This is a genomic window from Corynebacterium gallinarum (assembly GCF_014837045.1).
GTDB classification, from domain to species: Bacteria; Actinomycetota; Actinomycetes; order Mycobacteriales; family Mycobacteriaceae; genus Corynebacterium; species Corynebacterium gallinarum.
This window is the reverse complement of record NZ_JACSPR010000007.1, coordinates 80,031-97,099: the sequence shown is the minus strand read 5'-3', so window position 1 is coordinate 97,099 and position 17,069 is coordinate 80,031. Positions and strand designations below refer to the sequence as shown.

Below are 17,069 nucleotides of genomic sequence, written 5' to 3'. Positions count from 1 at the left end.
CAGGGGTGTTAGGCGATGGTGACGCCGCGCTCGGCGAACCAGGGCAGCGGATCAACCGGGCCCATGCCGGCCGGGTGGATCTCGAAGTGGAGGTGGGAACCGGTGGAGAAACCACGGTTGCCCATGCCTGCAATCTTCTGGCCGGCGCGCACGGTCTGGCCGACGGCGACATCAAGGGTCTCCATGTGGCCGTAGACGGAGATGGAACCGTCGGTGTGCTGGATGCGGATCCAGTTGCCGTAACCGGAGGCGGGACCGGAATCGATGACGGTACCGTCCATCACAGAGAGGATCGGGGTGCCCACGGCGTTGGCGATGTCAATGCCCTGGTGGATGGTGCCCCAGCGGGGGCCGTAGCCGGAGGTGAAGGCACCTTCAGCAGGCTTGACCACGGAAGCACCACGGTTGTCCAGGTCGGCTTGGACGCGCTCGGCGTTGTACTCGATGGTCTTGGCGATCTGCTCGCCGAGGTTGACCACCGGCTTGAACTCCGCGATGGCGAGGATCTGAGGTGCGGAGCTGCCTCCGACGTACTCGGACTCAACGCCGTTGTTGGTGAGCTGGTAGTCCACCTCGACAGCTGCCTCGGTGACGGCCGACTGTGGCTGCACCTGGGAATGCTCCGGGGACTGCGCCTGGGTCTGCGCCACTGCCGCTCCACCTGCACCTGCGGTGGAGACCGCACCTGTTGCTACCGCCACAAAAGCCACACGGCCCTTGGCCGACTGAGAAGTGGTGTGCTTGCGGTGCTTGCCCACCTGCTGGGTCTGCTCCTGCAATTTAGCCTGCTTCCATCATCTGTCACATCAAACCAGTCACGAGGGGTTCTGAGGTCCCTGTTAAAGAATCACGATTGGTGTCTGGATTGTGACCATCTTGTTATCTACCGGAAGTAACACTAGCGCCTGACCCCCCGGGGATCAAGTGAAATGGAGACAGTGATTGCGATTTACTTCTTCGGCTGGGGCGGGCATTGTGATTTTGGGGAAAGTAATCTGGCTCTCACCTGCACGATTGACGGGAAAGACATCTTTTATGCAATTTTTGCGTGAAGTGTAATCTTTGTCGCATTTAGTAACAATAGAGCTGCTTTTCGAGATCTTCGGAGAGGATTTTCCCAGTTTTGTCCCCCGGTGGTATCGCAATGTAACAGCAGTGTGTCACTGGACAGGTGTCCTCCCATATGTCCGCCCGAGGGGCTTGAGGCGGAGGGAGGGGAGTCGGTCGCCGGGAGGGTTGTTCGCCGCCCGTTCCCGACGTGCCACCGACATTTTCCGGCACCGGCGTGGCACAGTTGATCACGATGAGCAAGAACAATAGTCCGCAGAAACGGCCCACCTCGGTCCGCCGTCGACGACCGAAGCCCCAGAACGCCACCCCGGCACCGGCCACCGCCGCCACGACATCGCGCGTGCGCCGACTCCTGCCGTCCGTTCTGATCCCCCATGGCATCGCCGTCCTCCTCGTCATCGTGGCAGCTGTCGCAGTGCTGCTGTTCTCCGCGTCGAGCATGGTGGCGCTGCCCGCGACGATCGCCCAGCTGTGGCTGGCGCTCAATATGAGCCCGGTCGCCGGCAGCGGGGAGGTGGTCGGTGTCCTCCCCATGGTCCCCGGCATGGTGCTGATCTGGGCCGTGGCCCGCCGGGTGTACAACTCGGTGAAGAAGAAGGCCAGCATCGCGGACCTCGCCGTGCTGACCACCCTGGTGCTCCTGGTACCGCTCGTGCTCGCCGGGATCGCCAGCCTCATGCTCCGGGACGCCTCCGAGGTGCTGGAGGTGGATGCCCCACCCGCAGCCGCGATGATCGGCAGGGTGTTACTCATCCACCTCATTGCGCTGGTGTTGGGAATGGGGCCCAGGTTGTGGCGGGCGCTGCTACGCCGCTACGGCGGTCCCTCCTGGTTGGTGGATGCGGCAATCCAGGCGATCCGGTTCCTGATCGCCTATGCCGTCGTGGCGCTGGTGGTGGTGATCGTGATGATCGCGGTCAACCACCGGGCCTTCCTGGCAACCCTCTCCGGTTATGAGGGTGGGGGTGCGGTGCCCGCCCTGCTGATACTCAGCCTGCTCTACCTGCCCAACATCGTTATCTATGCCATGGGTGTCCTCGCCGGCGCACCACTGCACTTCGGCGACGGGCTGATCAGTCTCTTCAGCGTCACCCTCGTGCCCCTCCCACCCCTGCCGGTGTTGGCCGCCGTTCCCTCCGCGGCACCGGAGTGGGCTGGGGTCCTCCTGCTGATCCCCGCCACCGTGGCGGTATGGGTCTGCCTGCGCACCCCACTGCGGTTGCTGGTCACACTCGTGTCGGCGGTTGTCACCGCGGTGTTCTTCCTCGCCGCCGCCGTGCTGGCCGGTGGACACCTGGGTGTCTACGGCCGGGTGGGTCTCGCTCTGCTGCCGGCAGCCGGCCTGATGTTCCTCTACCCGGCGGTTGCCGTCCTGCTCATCACCGGTATCGACAGGCTCCGGTCCGGTATGCGGCGTCCCGCGGCCCCTGCCCCCGTGCTTGTCGACGAAACCCCCGCCACCGACGAAGACACCGAGGACGCTGACGCAACTCCGGCTGAGGTGGAGGAGGTCGATACGGAGGCCTATATAGAGGAGACCGACGAACAAGAGGCGGATGCAGACACTGTAGACGCTGCAGACACTGCAGACACCGACGTTGAAGCGTCTCCCCCGGAAACCCCTGAGTCCCCGGAGGAATCCGAGGGTGGGGAGGACACCGACATCCCGGATGCGGAACCAGAGGAAACGGGGGACACCCCTGATCCTGGGGTTGACGGTCCGGAAACCGATGATGGTTCCCGACCAGACGGGCGTTAACATTGTGCCTGTGAACTCTGACTCATCGACCACCATTGTTGTTCTGGCCTCCGGCACGGGAACCCTCCTGCAGGCACTGATCGAGGCCCAGGGGAACTACCGGATCGCCGGTGTCGTCTCCGATGTCGAGTGCCCCGCAATCACACGGGCCACCGACGCGGGGATACCCACCCGGGTGGTGGCACTCGGTGCGGACCGTGCGGCGTGGAACGGGGAACTGGCGGATGCGGTGGCATCGTACGAACCGGACCTGGTGGTCTCCGCGGGGTTCATGAAGATTCTCGGGGAGGGTTTCCTGTCCAGGTTCCCCTCCCGCATCATCAACACCCACCCGGCGCTGCTGCCGTCGTTCCCGGGGGCCCATGCGGTCCGGGATGCGCTTGCCTACGGGGTGAAGGTCACCGGATCCACCGTCCACCTTGTGGATGCGGGGGTTGATACCGGCCCCATCATCGACCAGCGCCCGGTTCCGGTGGAGGTGGGCGATGATGAAAACAGCCTGCATGAAAGAATCAAGCAGGTAGAGCGTAAACTCATTGTAGAAGTCCTGAACCGTGCGGAGGTTTCCCGCACCCAGGGTGGCGTACAACTCAACTGGAGAGGCTAATCCTTCATGAGCGAAGATCGTAAGGCAATTAAGCGCGCACTCATCAGCGTGTATGACAAGACAGGCCTGGAGGATCTGGCACAGGCACTGCACCACGCAGGTGTGGAGATCGTGTCCACCGGATCCACCGCGGCGAAGATTGCCGATCTCGGTATTCCTGTCACCCCGGTTGAGGAACTCACCGGATTCCCCGAATGTCTGGAGGGCCGCGTCAAGACCCTCCACCCGAAGGTGCACGCCGGAATCCTGGCCGACACCCGCAAGGATGACCACCTCCGCCAGCTGGATGAACTCGGGGTCACCCCGTTCCAGCTCGTCGTGGTCAACCTGTACCCCTTCGCCGAGACCGTCGCATCGGGCGCCGGTTTCGATGACTGCGTCGAGCAGATCGACATCGGAGGCCCCTCCATGGTCCGCGCGGCGGCCAAGAACCACCCGTCGGTGGCTGTGGTCACCTCCCCGGGACAGTACGAGGATGTTGTCTCCGTGCTCAACACCGGTGGGTTCTCCCGCGCGGAGCGCACCAAGCTCGCCGCCGAGGCCTTCCGCCACACTGCCACCTACGATGTCACCGTGGCAACCTGGATCAGCGAGCAGCTGTCCGCCGCGGACACCGAGGTGGAGTTCCCGGGCTGGATCGGCTCCACCAGCACCCTGGCACGTTCCCTCCGTTACGGTGAGAACCCCCACCAGTCCGCCGCCCTGTATGTCAGCCACGGCGCCAACGGACTGGCGCAGGCCACCCAGCTCCACGGCAAGGAGATGTCCTACAACAACTACACCGACTCGGATGCCGCATGGCGTGCAGCCTGGGACCATGAGCGTGCGTGTGTGGCCATCATCAAGCATGCGAACCCGTGTGGCATCGCCGTGTCCGATGAGTCCATCGCCGCCGCCCACCGCCAGGCCCACGCCTGTGACTCCGTCTCCGCATTCGGTGGCGTGATCGCCTCCAACCGTGAGGTGTCCGTGGAGATGGCCGAGCAGGTCGCGGAGATCTTCACCGAGGTCATCATCGCCCCGTCCTACGAGGACGGCGCGGTTGAGGTCCTCAGCCAGAAGAAGAACATCCGTATCCTCCAGGCTGAGGCCCCGGTCCGTGAAGGATTCGAGACCCGTGAGATCTCCGGCGGCATCCTCGTTCAGGAACGCGATCTCATCCACGCCGAGGGCGACAACCCCGAGAACTGGACCCTGGCAGCGGGTGAGGCCGTGTCCGCTGAGGTGCTCAAGGATCTGGACTTCGCCTGGACCGCGGTGCGTTCCGTAAAGTCCAACGCCATCCTCCTGGCCAAGGACGGCGCCACCGTCGGTGTGGGCATGGGCCAGGTCAACCGTGTGGATTCCGCACGTCTGGCCGTCGAACGTGCCGGTGCGGAGCGTGCGACGGGTTCCGTGGCCGCCTCCGACGCGTTCTTCCCGTTCGCCGACGGCTTTGAGGTGCTCGCGCAGGCCGGGATCACCGCCGTGGTCCAGCCGGGTGGGTCCATCCGTGATGATGAGGTCATCGAGGCCGCCAACAAGGCCGGTGTGACCATGTACCTCACCGGTGCACGTCACTTCTCCCACTAGGAGAGCAGTAGGTGGGGGAGAGGCAGTCCGTGAAAGGACTGCCTTTTTCTCATTCCACGCGTACAACTGTAGGTATGTCTGATTTGATCACCGGTCCCGCCATCCTCTTCGCCCCCGCCAACCGCAGGGAGATCATCCCCAAGGCCGCCGCGCGCGCCGACATGGTCATCCTCGACCTGGAGGACGGCGCGGGGGACGTGGACCGCGCCACCGCCTACGCCAACATCGCCGACTCCGGTCTGGACCCCGCCCACACCATCGTCCGGGTGGTCGGGCCGGATGATCCGCATTTCGCCGAGGATGTGGCCTTTGTGCGCACCACCGACTACACCCTGGTGATGGTTCCCAAGGTCACCACCGGCATCCCGGAGGAGCTGGCGGGCCTGAAGGTCATCGCCATGATCGAAACGCCCCAGGCTGTGCTCAACGTGGCCCACATCGCGGCCCATGAGGACGTGGTGGGCATGTTCTGGGGCGCGGAGGATCTCACCCACCTGCTCGGTGGCACCCATTCCAGGTTCCTCGCCGATGAGCCCGGCACCGGATCCTACCGGGACACCATGCGCCTGACCCGTGCCCTCATGCACATCCATGCCACGGCGAACGGGAAATTCACCATCGACGCGGTCCACGCGGACTTCCATGATGTCCAGGGGCACTTCCACGAGGCCGCCGATGCGGCCCGATCCGGTTTCGCAGCCTCGGCGTGTATCCACCCGAAACAGATCGACACGGTCCGTCGTGCCTACCGCCCGGAGTCGGAGCAGCTGGGCTGGGCCCGGCGTGTGGTGGCGGAGGCGGAGAACTTCCCGGGTGCGTTCAAGCTGGACGGTCAGATGATCGATGAACCCCTCATCGCCCAGGCCCGGATGATTATTTCCCGTCAGCCTGCCTGAGCAGTTCCAGGGTGCGCTCCACCCGGTCCCCGGGCAGGTCGGCGCCGAGGACGGCGAGGGCGGCGTCGGCAAGCATGATGGCGGTCTCCGGCAGGCTGTCCTCCGACAGGGGGCTGGGGACCTTGCCGTCATTGCGGCGCATCTCGATGGCGGACATCGTGATGTGGAACGGTAGTTCCGCACGGGGATCGTTTTCACCGACGATCTCCGTGGCCAGGCTGCGGAAGGTATCGGTCAGGGTGGCCCGCTGCTTGTGGTACTCATCGAACTCCTCAGAGGCCACGATCGGCAGCTGGTAGAGGCGACCGACATTCCACTTCGTCGACAGCAGCAGACGCACCTCGGCCGCGACCAGCGCCCACAGGCGCAGCTCCGGGGAGGCCTCGAGATTGGCCAGGTCCCCGGCCAGCACCATGGATGGCTCCACGGTGGATTTCAGCAGGGTGAGGAAGATCTCCGTCTTGGAGGGGAAGTGGTAGTACAGGGATGCCTGTCGGATACCCACGGCATCGGCGATCTGGTGTGTGGAGGTGGTGGCGAAACCCTGACGGGTGAACAGTTCAGCTGAGGCATCGAGAATCTCCTCGCGGGGATTCTTGCCCGCCCGACGCGGAGCTGACCTCCGGGGGCGTCCGACTGCACCTGCCATAACCTCGTTGCACTTCCTTCAGTTGCGTGAACACTGCTGGTGATTGATATTTGAAAAGATTCTAGTGCCTCACAGGTCTGCCGTCCCACTGGGGATGGCTAACCGGCGTGCCGTGCCTCCACCGAACTCATCACCTGAGACAAAAGACGTGCTGCCGCCCCGTAGGTGGAACGCTGCAGGGCCGGCATGTCCCAGGCCGTGGCGTCCTGATCATGAATATGGTCCATCCACCGCCTGGACTGCAACTCCAGGGAGGATTTCCACACCTGGGTCAGCGCATCGGCCTCATCCGCGGTGATGACGTCGGCGGTGCGGGCATCGATGAGCCGCTGCGCGGTGGTCGGTGCGGTCGACCCCGCCTGATACGCGGCCCAGCGGGCGAGGTTGACCGTGGGGATCATCAGATCCGCGCGGACGTTCACGCTCATCTCCCGGGACGGGAGACCGTCGGCCAGCTCGATGGCCGGGGGACGGGAGGCGAGGGCGTCGTCAAGCAGGGTGCGCGCATCCACCTGCACCAGGGAGGCCACCCACGTGCCCGCATCCAGGTACACCTTGGCGTCCTCACCCGACCGCGCCCGCTCCTCCCACCGGCCGCGGGGGGCCGCCCCGACGGGCTCCGCGACGAAACCAAGATCCGTCAACATCCGAGCCAATGCCGGGTTGGGGTCCTCGGCATGCTTGCCGACGACCGTCAGCCACCTCACGGGCGAGGTGGGCAGCGCGTCACCACGTCCCACGGGGCCGGTGAGAACGATCTCATCGTCCACACCGGGGGAGTGCAGTGCATCAGTGATCACCCGGGAGAACCAACCTGCAAGCACCGAGGGGTCCTCCCCGTGCTGCAGCGCATTGCCGAGCAGCTCGCGGGAATCCGCCAGCACACCACGGACGGTGGCTGGATTCGCGCACAACGGTGCGCTCTCGGCGAGCTCGAGCAGGGAGGGGTGCAGCACGGTGGGATCCTTAACTATCGCGGTGGTGGTGTATCGCCTACTTAAAATACACCACTCAAAATACACCCAGACACAACAGAAAGAACCACCTGCTCCCCGGAAAACGGGAAGCAGGTGGTTCTCTAAATGTCGCTGTGTTCGTTATTCCCAGTCTTAGCGGCTGGTGAACGGCAGGAGAGCCATCTCGCGTGCATTCTTCACGGCGGTGGCAACCTCGCGCTGCTGCTGCGGGGTCAGGCCGGTGACACGGCGGGAACGGATCTTGTGGCGGTCCGAGATGAACTGACGAAGGGTGTTGATGTCCTTGTAGTCAACCTTCTCGATGCCCGCTGCCTTCAGCGGGTTCTTCTTGGGGCGGCGGGTCTGCTCGAGGCGGACACGCTTAGCGTTGTTGCGCTGCTTCATTGTGTGTGCTCCTACCAGCTGGACTTACGAACGCCCGGAAGCTCACCGCGGTGAGCCATCTCGCGCATACGGACACGGGACAGACCGAACTTGCGGAGGTAACCGCGGGGACGACCATCGTGGGCGTCGCGGTTACGAACGCGGACCTGAGCGGCGTCGCGTGGCTGACGGTTCAGTTCGAACTGTGCATCCAGACGATCCTCATCAGAGGTGTTCGGGTTACGGATGATGGCCTTGAGCTCTGCGCGACGCTCCGCGTAGCGGGCGACGATAGCCTTGCGCTGCTCATTCTTGGCGATCTTAGACTTCTTTGCCATGAATTATCGCTCCTCGCGGAATTCGACGTGCTTGCGGACTACGGGATCGAATTTCTTGAGGGTGATGCGATCCGGGTTGTTGCGCTTGTTCTTGCGGGTGACATAGGTGTAACCGGTGCCAGCCGTAGACTTCAGCTTGATGATGGGGCGGATATCATTACGTGCCATCTTTAGATCTTCTCCCCACGTGCGCGGATCTGAGCCACGACGGCTTCGATGCCATCGCGGTCAATGACCTTCAGGCCCTTGGTGGATACGGTCAGAGTGATGGTGCGTCCCATGGAGGGGACGAAAAACTTGCGACGCTGCACGTTGGGGTTCCAACGGCGGGAAGTGCGTCGGTGCGAGTGCGAGACAGACTTGCCGAAACTCGGCTGACGTCCCGTTACTTGGCAATGTGCCGACATAACTTAGCTTTCTCCTAGCCGCCCACAATCAGTTAGAAGACGCGCCGCACCGGACCAGGTCCGGGGCGCGAGCATGCCAGCTGAGAGGGCGATAACGAATATTTACGACAACAGCAAGGGACAATCTTACAGATGCGACCCCAAAACTCCTAATCCCCTCCCTGCATGCGGTTCATGTGGCGGTGATCCGGAGCGGTGGCATGGGGGCGTCGATAGGCACAGGTACCCGGTTGCCGGGCACCCTACCGTGACAGCGCCTCCCCGGACGACCCCGTGACGTGGCTGCGGGCGTGGGCGACGGCCGTGTCCAGATCGTCGACGAGATGGTTGGGGTCCCGCAGGGAGCGGATGGCACCCAGCACACCCAGCACATGGATATGTTCCTTACGCACACCCTTGATGATTACAGTCACCCCACGCCGTTCGAGGGCGTTCACCAGTTCCGCCAGCTGGTTGGCACCGGTGGCGTCGATCATCTGGATCTGGGACAGGCGCAGGATCACCACATCGATGCCGTTGGTGGCCTTATGCTCCAGGATCTGGTCCAGGATGCGTTCCGCCGCACCGAAGAAGAGGGACCCCTCGATCCTGAACAGTGCGATGCGTTCATCGCCCGGCATGGCCCTGCCGGGGAGTGCCTCGCGGAAGAGGCCGGTATCCAGGCTCATGCGGCGGAGGATGAAGAAGGCGGCCGCCGCGATGCCGATGCCCACCGCCACCACCAGATCCACGGTGATGGTGATGATCGCGGTGATGATAAAGACGACACCATCGGAACGCGTGGAACGCAGCACCCGGGATGTCACCTCCAGATTGACCATGCGGGCGGCGGTGACCATGAGGACACCCGACAGGGCGGCCAGGGGGATCACGGACACCACGCCGGCGGCCAGGTAGACCACCGCCAGCAGCACCAGTGCGTGGACGATGGCCGAGACCCGGGTGCGACCACCGGAGCGGACGTTGACGGAGGTGCGGGCGATCGCACCGGTGGCCGGCATGCCACCGAAGAATCCGGCGCCGATGGAGGCGAGCCCCTGGCCCACCAGCTCACGGTCGGCGTTGTAGGGGCCAGTATCCGCCATCGAGGCTGCGACGCGGGCAGAGAGGAGCGATTCGATCGCCGCGAGGGCCGCGACGGCGAAGGCGGGTCCCACCAGTGCGCTCACCAGCTCCGGATTCATCTCCGGCAGGGTGGGGGCGGGCAGGGAACGGGGGATCTCACCGATGTCGGCCACCGGGAGCCTGAGCACCAGCACGGCGACGGTCACCACGATGATTGCGAGGAAACTCGCCGGTGCCTTCGGGGCGAATCTGCCGAGCAGGAGCATGACGATGATGACCGCGGCCACCACCGCCAACGGCAGGAAACCGTCCGGCCATGCGGCGTGGGTGAGGGCATGCCAGGCGGCTGCGACGGTGTTCGGAGGCAGGGAACCGGTGTACCCGACCGCGGCCGGAACCTGCTGCATGAAGATGATCACGCCGATGCCGAGGGTGAACCCCTCGATGACGGGCCAGGGAATATAACTGACTGTGCGCCCCAGTTTGAACACACCCGCCAGTAGGACGATGGCTCCGGCCATGAGACTGACCAGTGCCACCGCCGCAACACCGTGGGCCATCACGATCGGGGCGAGGACCACCACCATCGCGCCGGTGGGTCCGGAAACCTGCACATTGGAACCACCGAAGACAGCGGCGATGAGGCCGGCGACGATGGCGGTGATCAGCCCCGCCTCCGCACCCACCCCGGAGCTGACACCGAAGGCCAGGGCGAGGGGGAGGGCGACGATACCGACGGTGATGCCGGCGGTGATGTCCCCGCGCCAGGTGGAGCGCAGGAGTACATAATCATCGGCGGAGGGGAGGAGGGAACGCCACTGCCCGCTCTGGGCCCGGGCGTTGCGACGGCTCCGGCGGGGCTGGGGCGTTGTGGTTGTGGGGTTGGGTCCCGGGGATGCGGGGTGGGGGATGGTCACGCGGTGGTCACCCCCGGTACCTGCGCACCCTCCTTATCCGGGTGACCCTCGAGGTCCGGCAGGGAGGAGATCGAGGTCAACTGGTCCGAGGAGTGGGCGAGCATCTGGTTGAGCAGGGCGCGGGCCGTGCGCAGCAGATCAGCCACCTGGGGGTGGGTGAGGCTGTAGGAGACCGCATTGGCATTGCGCTCGGAGGTGACCAGTCCGTATTTGCGGAGCACCGCGAGATGCTGGGACAGGTGGGATGACTCCAGCCCGGTCTCCTGGATCATGGCGGAGACGGGGACCTGGGATTCGGTGGAGAGGATCTCCAGAATCCTGATGCGGTAGGGATGGGCCAGACCCTTGAACAGGTTGGCCTTGCGTTCATACAGTGGGAGCTGCTCGGAACTGAACAAAAGACACCTCATTGACGTGGGAATATGATGAATCCATCATATCGGTAGATGGGGTCGATGTACAGGGAAATGGCTCGGATCCATGATCCGGGATGATCCCGGGGCAGAGGAATGTGGCAGGCGGGGAGCGCTGCCCGGCCAGGGACGTGCTATGGGGTGACGCTAGAGGGATTTTTGGTTCACCCGCACGCCGTGTAAGGTATTACAGGTTCATTGCCACTTGGGCAGTGCATACTTCACCGAACCCAACTCGGGCACGATCCGCGTCCTGTGGAACCGACCCGTAGTTTCAATCCTGAGGGAATCGAGAGTAAATGAAGAACGAAATTCACCCCGACTACCACCCGGTGGTCTTCCAGGACGCAGGTACTGGTTTCCAGTTCATGACCCGCTCCACCGTCACCAGCGATCGCACCATCGCCTGGGAAGACGGAAATGAGTACCCGCTGATCGTCGTTGACGTCACCAGCGAATCCCACCCGTTCTGGACCGGCGCACAGCGTGTCATGGACACCGCCGGCCGAGTCGAGAAGTTCGAGCGTCGCTTCGGCGGCATGGCTCGCCGTAAGAAGAAGGCATAGGAGAATAAACCATGGCAGTTCCAAAGCGCCGTATGTCTCGCGCCAACACCCGTATGCGCCGTTCCCAGTGGAAGGCTGACAATGTCGCCCTCCAGGATGTGAAGATCGACGGTCAGACCGTCCGCATCCCACGTCGTCTGGTCAAGGCCGCGCAGCTCGGCCTCGTTGACGTGGAGCAGTTCTAGTCCACTAGCCTAGTTCTGACGCAGGTGACTGCCCTGAGGCAAGTCACCACCAAACAGAAAGACCGGATATAGCAGCCGACTGGCTGACTATGTCCGGTCTCTTTGTTATGTCTAGTGCTATTATTGAGCAAATCCAAGGCTCCCTGTCAGATGGTTACACGCCAGGTTGTTGGGATTTCACAGCATGTTCAGAGGTGGCAGGTGCCTCTTTCTGTTTACAAGGGAAGTGTGTAAATGAAAGTTCTGGTCGTAGACGATGAACCAGCGGTACGTGAATCTCTGAGGCGTTCCCTGACCTTCAATGGGTACAACGTGGTGACTGCAGAGGATGGCATTCAGGCACTGGAGGTTATTGAGAGGGAACATCCCGAGATCGTGATTCTTGATGTCATGATGCCCCGGATGGACGGCCTCGAGGTGTGCCGCACCCTCCGCAGTCAGGGGGATGACCGCTCCATTCTCATCCTCACTGCCCGGGACAATGTCTCGGACCGCGTCGGCGGTCTGGATGCGGGAGCCGATGACTACCTGAGCAAGCCCTTCGCATTGGAGGAACTGCTCGCCAGGGTCCGGTCACTCGTGCGTCGCTCCGCGGTGGAATCCAATAACGCGGCCAGCAACCGCCAGACCGAACTCTCCTTCGGGGATCTCACCCTGAACCCGGAGACCCGTGACGTCTCCAGGGGAGGTCGCCCCATCAGCCTGACCCGCACCGAGTTCGCCCTGTTGGAACTACTCATGAAAAACCCCCGGAAGGTGCTGCCCCGCAACACCATCCTGGAGGAGGTCTGGGGTTACGATTTCCCGACCTCGGGCAATGCCCTCGAGGTGTACATCGGTTATCTACGTCGCAAAACTGAACTGGAAGGGGAGAGCAGGGTCATCTACACCGTCCGTGGAGTCGGATATGTCCTCAGGGAGACCGCTCCGTGACATTGAGGCGTATCGGATCATCACACCAGCCGGTTGAGGTGATGCTTGATCCGGGTGAGGACCAGCAGGAGGGATGGGGTTACGCCGCCTCCATGCGTTGGCGCCTCGCCTTCATGAGGGCTGTTCTCGTCGCCATCACGGTGGGGGTGATCTCGGTCGCCTCCTACTGGACCGTATCCTCATCTCTGACCTCGTCTGTTGACGAGCGCCTGGAACGAAAGGCATCCACGCTCCTTGAGCGCGCCCAGGATCCGGAATTCTACGCGAGCGTTGAGGAAGAGATAGCGATGCTCAAGTCCTACAACCAGGACTTGCGTGTGGCTTTGTCCCCTCCTGGATGGGAGTACGTGGTGGGCGATTCCATCGCCCTCCCGGCGGACCTTCCCCCGGTCCGTGAGACCCCCGGCACCAGGATCATGAGTAGCGCCAGCGGGGAACGCATCGTCGTCATGAGCGACGAGACGGGTGCCGCGGTTGTCATGACCCTGCGGATGGACGAGACCCACCAACTGGTCACCTCCCTGGGGGTGTCGCTGCTGGTCATCAGCTGCGCGGGTGTGCTCATCTCCCTTCTCCTGGGGTTTGTCATCTCCGATGCCAGCCTGAAACCGCTGGCGCGACTGCAGCGTGCCGTGGAGACCGTCGCCCGTACCGACCAGCTTCGCCCGATCCCGGTCGTGGGAAATGATGAACTGGCCCGGTTGACGGTGAGTTTCAATGAGATGCTCGAGGCGCTCCGGGTATCCCGGATGCGGCAGTCCCAGCTGGTGGCTGATGCCGGACATGAACTCAAGACCCCGCTCACCTCCATGCGCACCAACATTGAACTGCTCATGATGGCATCCCGTCCGGGTGCGCCCCGGATCTCAGAGCAGGACCGTCACGAGCTGGAACGTGACGTCCTGGCCCAGATGGAGGAGATGTCCACCCTCATCGGGGACCTCGTCGATCTGACCCGCGAGGAGGAGAAGAACGTCCTGGAACCGGTTCACCTCAACCGGGTGCTGGAAACCGCGGTGGAACGGGTGGACCGACGGCGTCATGATGTGGAGATCCTCACCCACACGGTGTCCTGGTATCTCAACGGCGATGGATTCTCGCTGACCCGGGCCCTGGTCAATGTCCTGGATAATGCCGTGAAGTGGTCCCCGGAGGATTCCCAGGTCCGGGTCTCCATGAAGCCCATTGACGAACACCATGTCCAGATCGTGGTGGAGGATTCCGGGCCGGGAATCCCGGAGGAGGAACGCGAGATGATCTTCGAACGGTTCTACCGTGCGGTACAGTCGCGTTCACTGCCCGGATCCGGACTCGGGTTGGCCATTGTCCGGCAGGTGGTTGACCGCCACGACGGGCATATCGAGGTGGGGGAATCCGATGACGGGGGAACCAAGGTCACCCTGGTGTTCCCCGGCACCCAGGACCCCGCGCAGCTGTCGCCGGGGCAGCCCAACCCGCGATAGTGGGTCGTTCACCAACCTCACAGCCAGCATTCAGAATCATGAGAGTGGCCCCGCAGCCAGGAAGGTCATACTAGAGACCATGACATATCCCGATCCCCACAATAATGAGGCGAATCCCACGCCGGACAACGAAACCTCCTCATTTGAACCCGTTCGGAGTGCGTATCCCTCGTGGGGAACCCCGCCGGAGCAGACCCCGGGGGCGAGTACCGGATTGAACACCGGGGCGAGCACCGGGACAGGCGCGCAGGCAGGCATGGCGGCGGGAACCCCGGCGTGGACCAGCTGGGACACCGACACCACCCGGGTGGAGCCCGTCCAGCCGGAGAAGAAGCAGAAGAAATCCGTCGGACTGGGCACCGCACTCGCCCTCATGGTGGTGGGTTCTGTGGCCACAGGTTCCGTCGTGGGTGTGGCTAGTACTCAATTCGGGGATGACACCGGCGGCTCCGGTGTGGTCAATGCTCTGGACCAGCAGAGCTCCGAGCGCACCGTCACCGCCGAACCGGGATCCGCGGAACAGGTCGCCGATCAGGTGCTGCCGTCAGTGGTCTCCATCCAGGCACTCACCCGGAATTCCGCCTCCGAGGGATCCGGGTCCATCATCTCCTCCGATGGTTATGTGATGACCAACAACCACGTCGTGGCAGGCGTGGAGCAGAACGGTGTGCTGCAGGTGACCATGTCCGATGGATCCTCCTATGAGGCGGACTTCATCGCCGGGGATGTCTCCACTGACATTGCGGTGATCAAGATCCGTAATGCCAACGACCTGCCCATGATCAGCTTCGGTGATTCCGATTCCCTGGCGGTCGGGCAGGAGGTCCTCGCGGTGGGGTCCCCGCTGGGATTGAGTTCGACCGTGACCAGTGGCATCGTTTCCGCCCTCAACCGCCCGGTGCGTGCCTCCGGCGAGGGGGGAGAATCCTCCCTCATTGACGCCATCCAGACCGATGCTGCCATCAACCCGGGTAACTCCGGTGGCCCCCTGGTGGACATGGAGGGAAATCTCATCGGGATGAACTCGGTGATCGCCTCGATCTCCACCGGTACTGACACCGGGGGCTCGATCGGTCTTGGTTTCGCCATCCCCGCCAATTTCGCCAAGCGGGTTGCGACCCAGCTCATCGAGACCGGGGTGGCCACCCAGCCGATGATCGGTGTCTCACTGGCCAACGGCGCCAACGTATCGGGGGCATTGATCGCCAGCGTCCAGGACGGTGGCCCCGGGGCAGTAGCTGGCCTCATGCCCGGTGATGTGGTGACCAGGCTCAATGACCGTGTCATCGACAGTGCAGATGCATTGATTGCCGCTGTTCGCTCACAAGATTTCGGGGAAACGGTTACGCTGACAGTCACCGCACAAGATACCTCGCAGACCCGGCAGGTGGAGGTTACTCTCACCAGCGAGTAGTTTGAGTGCAGAATGTGTGATTGAAACGGCCCTATAGAGTTTGAGCGAGGAACGATGACGAACGATCCGCTGGGAAATCTCACTGATGTCCTGGAGAACCGGGAGCCCCTCCCCAATGTGGAGCCGGACCCGGAATACCTGATGGCTACGGAGCAGGAGTCCAACCCCTCAGCCTTCCGTCGGGCCCTTGTTGTACTGGTCAGTGATCACCCTGGTGAGGTTGCACAGGAGAAAGGCCGTATGGTCACCGAACTGCTGGTGGAAACCGGTTTCGCCGTTGATGCGGTGGTTCAGGTTCCGTCCAGGAAGTCGCAGATCCGCCAGGCCATTGAAACTGCCGTGGTCGGTGGTGCCGATCTGGTACTCACCGTCGGTGGTGTCGGTGTCGGACCACGGGATAAGGCACCCGAGGCCACCCGTTCGATCTTGGACCAGTCTGTCCCCGGTATCGCCCAGGCCCTCCGGTTCTCGGGTCTGTCCTGCGGAGCCGTGGATGCCTCCGTGTCCCGCGGTGTGTCGGGTATCTCCGGGTCGACCCTGGTGGTCAACCTCGCGGAATCCGATGAGGCCATCCGGGAGGGCATGACCGCCATGGGGCCACTGGTGCACCATGTGGTGGATCAGATGCAGGCCTCCGTCGTCTAGGGGGCCTGGACGTCGATGAGGAAACGCAGGAGAGTTTTCAGGGAATCGCCCGCCGGTGACTATGATCGGACGGCTGACACTCCGGCACCATTACCGGAGGGCGATGAGGCCCGGGAGGTCATTCTCGATCCAGAGCAGGATGATTCGCCTGTCGGGGAGGATTTCTGGCAGGAACAGCTACCACCCCACCACGGGTGATCCCAGACCCAGGTATGACAAAAAACCACCCTACGGGGTGGTTTTCGTCATTCGAGACGGTCTACAACTCCACTCCGCCATCCCGGCCAGTTTCCTGCGGCCCCACCTGCTGTTTCTTCTGTTCCCGCAGCAGATCCCGGATCTCGGTGAGCAGTTCAGCCTCCAGGGATGCGGGTGTCCCCTCTTCCTCCTCCACACCCTTGCGCCGGGCGAGTGCCTCATTGAGTTTGTTCATGGGGGTGATGAGCACGAAGTAGACGATGGCGGCGATGATGAGGAAGTTGATGGCTGCGGTGATCACCGCTCCGAAATCAACGAAGGTGGCCGGGTTGTCGGAGAAGATGTGGAACCCGAGGCCAGAGACATCAGCGCCACCGACCGAGGCGATCAGGGGGTTGATGATGTGATTGGAAAATGCGGTGACGATGCCGGTGAAGGCGGTGCCGATGACCACGGCCACAGCCAGTTCGACGACATTGCCACGGAGGATGAAATCCCTAAAGCCTTTAAACATGTATGCGCTCCCAATTCATGAGGTCAGTGTGGGTCAGTGTGGGTTCAGTGAGGATAATGTGCACCCGGTACTGCGTACCCACCGGTGTGTGAACAACACTCGCACTCTAGCGGAAAA

The 17,069-nt window shown here is 63.0% G+C and carries 20 protein-coding genes; 10 read left to right on the top strand and 10 right to left on the bottom strand.

Translation table 11 applies throughout. The annotated features are described in order from the left end of the window. Nucleotides 1-8: 8 nt before the first annotated feature. Nucleotides 9-779, bottom strand: a complete 771-nt coding sequence (locus H9627_RS10575) for a M23 family metallopeptidase (protein WP_191733999.1) — start codon at nucleotides 777-779, stop codon at nucleotides 9-11. A 632-nt stretch (nucleotides 780-1,411) separates the two neighbouring features. Here H9627_RS10575 and H9627_RS10570 point away from each other — a divergent pair. The 4 genes from H9627_RS10570 to H9627_RS10555 all read left to right on the top strand — a co-directional run bounded on the left by H9627_RS10570 (nucleotide 1,412) and on the right by H9627_RS10555 (nucleotide 5,905). Next, the gene (locus tag H9627_RS10570) at nucleotides 1,412-2,830 is read left to right on the top strand and encodes a cell division protein PerM (RefSeq protein WP_191734047.1); all 1,419 of its coding nucleotides are present in this window, start codon (nucleotides 1,412-1,414) and stop codon (nucleotides 2,828-2,830) included. Next, complete coding sequence (gene purN, locus H9627_RS10565) at nucleotides 2,805-3,437, top strand: phosphoribosylglycinamide formyltransferase (RefSeq protein ID WP_404826208.1); 633 nt, start codon at nucleotides 2,805-2,807, stop codon at nucleotides 3,435-3,437. The genes H9627_RS10570 and purN overlap by 26 nt, the downstream gene beginning before the upstream one ends. 6 nt (nucleotides 3,438-3,443) lie before the next feature. Next, a complete protein-coding gene (gene purH, locus H9627_RS10560) occupies nucleotides 3,444-5,009 on the top strand; it encodes a bifunctional phosphoribosylaminoimidazolecarboxamide formyltransferase/IMP cyclohydrolase (RefSeq protein WP_191733997.1) in 1,566 nt (521 codons plus the stop codon). 74 nt (nucleotides 5,010-5,083) lie between these two features. Further along, nucleotides 5,084-5,905, top strand: coding sequence for an HpcH/HpaI aldolase/citrate lyase family protein (locus tag H9627_RS10555; RefSeq protein ID WP_191733996.1), 822 nt, complete (start codon nucleotides 5,084-5,086; stop codon nucleotides 5,903-5,905). On the opposite strand, the gene H9627_RS10550 is transcribed toward H9627_RS10555, so the two are convergent. The 8 genes from H9627_RS10550 to H9627_RS10515 form a co-directional block, all read right to left on the bottom strand. Further along, nucleotides 5,883-6,554, bottom strand: a complete 672-nt coding sequence (locus H9627_RS10550) for a TetR/AcrR family transcriptional regulator (protein WP_191733995.1) — start codon at nucleotides 6,552-6,554, stop codon at nucleotides 5,883-5,885. The two genes, H9627_RS10555 and H9627_RS10550, sit on opposite strands and share 23 nt — an antisense overlap. Nucleotides 6,555-6,652: 98 nt before the next feature. Continuing rightward, nucleotides 6,653-7,510 (bottom strand): putative nucleotidyltransferase substrate binding domain-containing protein, encoded by an 858-nt coding sequence (locus H9627_RS10545; RefSeq protein ID WP_191733994.1) that lies wholly within the window; start codon nucleotides 7,508-7,510, stop codon nucleotides 6,653-6,655. Nucleotides 7,511-7,663: 153 nt separating this feature from the next. Further along, on the bottom strand, nucleotides 7,664-7,915 hold the full coding sequence (gene rpsR / locus H9627_RS10540) for a 30S ribosomal protein S18 (protein WP_003858407.1): 252 nt from the start codon (nucleotides 7,913-7,915) through the stop codon (nucleotides 7,664-7,666). An 11-nt stretch (nucleotides 7,916-7,926) separates the two neighbouring features. Beyond that, nucleotides 7,927-8,232 (bottom strand): 30S ribosomal protein S14, encoded by a 306-nt coding sequence (gene rpsN / locus H9627_RS10535; RefSeq protein ID WP_006770094.1) that lies wholly within the window; start codon nucleotides 8,230-8,232, stop codon nucleotides 7,927-7,929. Between the two features lie 3 nt (nucleotides 8,233-8,235). Further along, entirely contained in the window at nucleotides 8,236-8,400 is a 165-nt protein-coding gene (gene rpmG / locus H9627_RS10530) for a 50S ribosomal protein L33 (protein WP_042530058.1), read from the bottom strand. Between the two features lie 2 nt (nucleotides 8,401-8,402). Further along, nucleotides 8,403-8,639 carry a 50S ribosomal protein L28 gene (gene rpmB / locus H9627_RS10525; RefSeq protein WP_011075209.1) on the bottom strand — a complete coding sequence of 79 codons (237 nt, stop codon included), beginning with the start codon at nucleotides 8,637-8,639 and terminating at the stop codon, nucleotides 8,403-8,405. 242 nt (nucleotides 8,640-8,881) lie between these two features. After that, on the bottom strand, nucleotides 8,882-10,483 hold the full coding sequence (locus tag H9627_RS10520) for a SulP family inorganic anion transporter (protein WP_191734046.1): 1,602 nt from the start codon (nucleotides 10,481-10,483) through the stop codon (nucleotides 8,882-8,884). 134 nt (nucleotides 10,484-10,617) lie between these two features. Then, complete coding sequence (locus H9627_RS10515) at nucleotides 10,618-11,031, bottom strand: ArsR/SmtB family transcription factor (protein WP_225213753.1); 414 nt, start codon at nucleotides 11,029-11,031, stop codon at nucleotides 10,618-10,620. A 302-nt stretch (nucleotides 11,032-11,333) separates the two neighbouring features. Here H9627_RS10515 and H9627_RS10510 point away from each other — a divergent pair, with 302 nt between their 5' ends. From H9627_RS10510 to H9627_RS10485, 6 genes are all read left to right on the top strand, one after another. Then, entirely contained in the window at nucleotides 11,334-11,600 is a 267-nt protein-coding gene (locus H9627_RS10510) for a type B 50S ribosomal protein L31 (protein ID WP_191733993.1), read from the top strand. An 11-nt stretch (nucleotides 11,601-11,611) separates the two neighbouring features. Then, complete coding sequence (gene rpmF / locus H9627_RS10505; RefSeq protein ID WP_011075210.1) at nucleotides 11,612-11,785, top strand: 50S ribosomal protein L32; 174 nt, start codon at nucleotides 11,612-11,614, stop codon at nucleotides 11,783-11,785. A 234-nt stretch (nucleotides 11,786-12,019) separates the two neighbouring features. Continuing rightward, nucleotides 12,020-12,718: a response regulator transcription factor gene (locus H9627_RS10500; protein WP_191733992.1), complete on the top strand. Its 699-nt coding sequence runs from the start codon at nucleotides 12,020-12,022 to the stop codon at nucleotides 12,716-12,718. 41 nt (nucleotides 12,719-12,759) lie between these two features. Continuing rightward, nucleotides 12,760-14,181: a HAMP domain-containing sensor histidine kinase gene (locus tag H9627_RS10495; RefSeq protein WP_191734044.1), complete on the top strand. Its 1,422-nt coding sequence runs from the start codon at nucleotides 12,760-12,762 to the stop codon at nucleotides 14,179-14,181. 79 nt (nucleotides 14,182-14,260) lie between these two features. Next, on the top strand, nucleotides 14,261-15,595 hold the full coding sequence (locus H9627_RS10490) for a S1C family serine protease (RefSeq protein WP_191733991.1): 1,335 nt from the start codon (nucleotides 14,261-14,263) through the stop codon (nucleotides 15,593-15,595). 54 nt (nucleotides 15,596-15,649) lie between these two features. Then, nucleotides 15,650-16,240: a MogA/MoaB family molybdenum cofactor biosynthesis protein gene (locus H9627_RS10485; RefSeq protein WP_191733990.1), complete on the top strand. Its 591-nt coding sequence runs from the start codon at nucleotides 15,650-15,652 to the stop codon at nucleotides 16,238-16,240. A 259-nt stretch (nucleotides 16,241-16,499) separates the two neighbouring features. On the opposite strand, the gene mscL is transcribed toward H9627_RS10485, so the two are convergent. After that, nucleotides 16,500-16,952, bottom strand: coding sequence for a large conductance mechanosensitive channel protein MscL (gene mscL / locus H9627_RS10480; protein ID WP_191733989.1), 453 nt, complete (start codon nucleotides 16,950-16,952; stop codon nucleotides 16,500-16,502). Nucleotides 16,953-17,069: the final 117 nt, after the last annotated feature.

What these genes read in the sequence shown, in the direction of transcription:
- rpmF (WP_011075210.1), top strand. Translation starts at nt 11,612, where the DNA reads ATGGCAGTTCCAAAGCGCCGTATGTCTCGCGCCAACACCCGTATGCGC.
- H9627_RS10500 (WP_191733992.1), top strand. Translation starts at nt 12,020, where the DNA reads ATGAAAGTTCTGGTCGTAGACGATGAACCAGCGGTACGTGAATCTCTG.
- rpsN (WP_006770094.1), bottom strand. Translation starts at nt 8,232, where the DNA reads ATGGCAAAGAAGTCTAAGATCGCCAAGAATGAGCAGCGCAAGGCTATC.
- rpmG (WP_042530058.1), bottom strand. Translation starts at nt 8,400, where the DNA reads ATGGCACGTAATGATATCCGCCCCATCATCAAGCTGAAGTCTACGGCT.
- H9627_RS10510 (WP_191733993.1), top strand. Translation starts at nt 11,334, where the DNA reads ATGAAGAACGAAATTCACCCCGACTACCACCCGGTGGTCTTCCAGGAC.
- mscL (WP_191733989.1), bottom strand. Translation starts at nt 16,952, where the DNA reads ATGTTTAAAGGCTTTAGGGATTTCATCCTCCGTGGCAATGTCGTCGAA.
- H9627_RS10485 (WP_191733990.1), top strand. Translation starts at nt 15,650, where the DNA reads ATGACGAACGATCCGCTGGGAAATCTCACTGATGTCCTGGAGAACCGG.
- purH (WP_191733997.1), top strand. Translation starts at nt 3,444, where the DNA reads ATGAGCGAAGATCGTAAGGCAATTAAGCGCGCACTCATCAGCGTGTAT.
- H9627_RS10490 (WP_191733991.1), top strand. Translation starts at nt 14,261, where the DNA reads ATGACATATCCCGATCCCCACAATAATGAGGCGAATCCCACGCCGGAC.
- H9627_RS10495 (WP_191734044.1), top strand. Translation starts at nt 12,760, where the DNA reads ATGCTTGATCCGGGTGAGGACCAGCAGGAGGGATGGGGTTACGCCGCC.
- H9627_RS10515 (WP_225213753.1), bottom strand. Translation starts at nt 11,031, where the DNA reads ATGAGGTGTCTTTTGTTCAGTTCCGAGCAGCTCCCACTGTATGAACGC.
- purN (WP_404826208.1), top strand. Translation starts at nt 2,805, where the DNA reads ATGGTTCCCGACCAGACGGGCGTTAACATTGTGCCTGTGAACTCTGAC.
- rpmB (WP_011075209.1), bottom strand. Translation starts at nt 8,639, where the DNA reads ATGTCGGCACATTGCCAAGTAACGGGACGTCAGCCGAGTTTCGGCAAG.
- rpsR (WP_003858407.1), bottom strand. Translation starts at nt 7,915, where the DNA reads ATGAAGCAGCGCAACAACGCTAAGCGTGTCCGCCTCGAGCAGACCCGC.
- H9627_RS10555 (WP_191733996.1), top strand. Translation starts at nt 5,084, where the DNA reads ATGTCTGATTTGATCACCGGTCCCGCCATCCTCTTCGCCCCCGCCAAC.
- H9627_RS10550 (WP_191733995.1), bottom strand. Translation starts at nt 6,554, where the DNA reads ATGGCAGGTGCAGTCGGACGCCCCCGGAGGTCAGCTCCGCGTCGGGCG.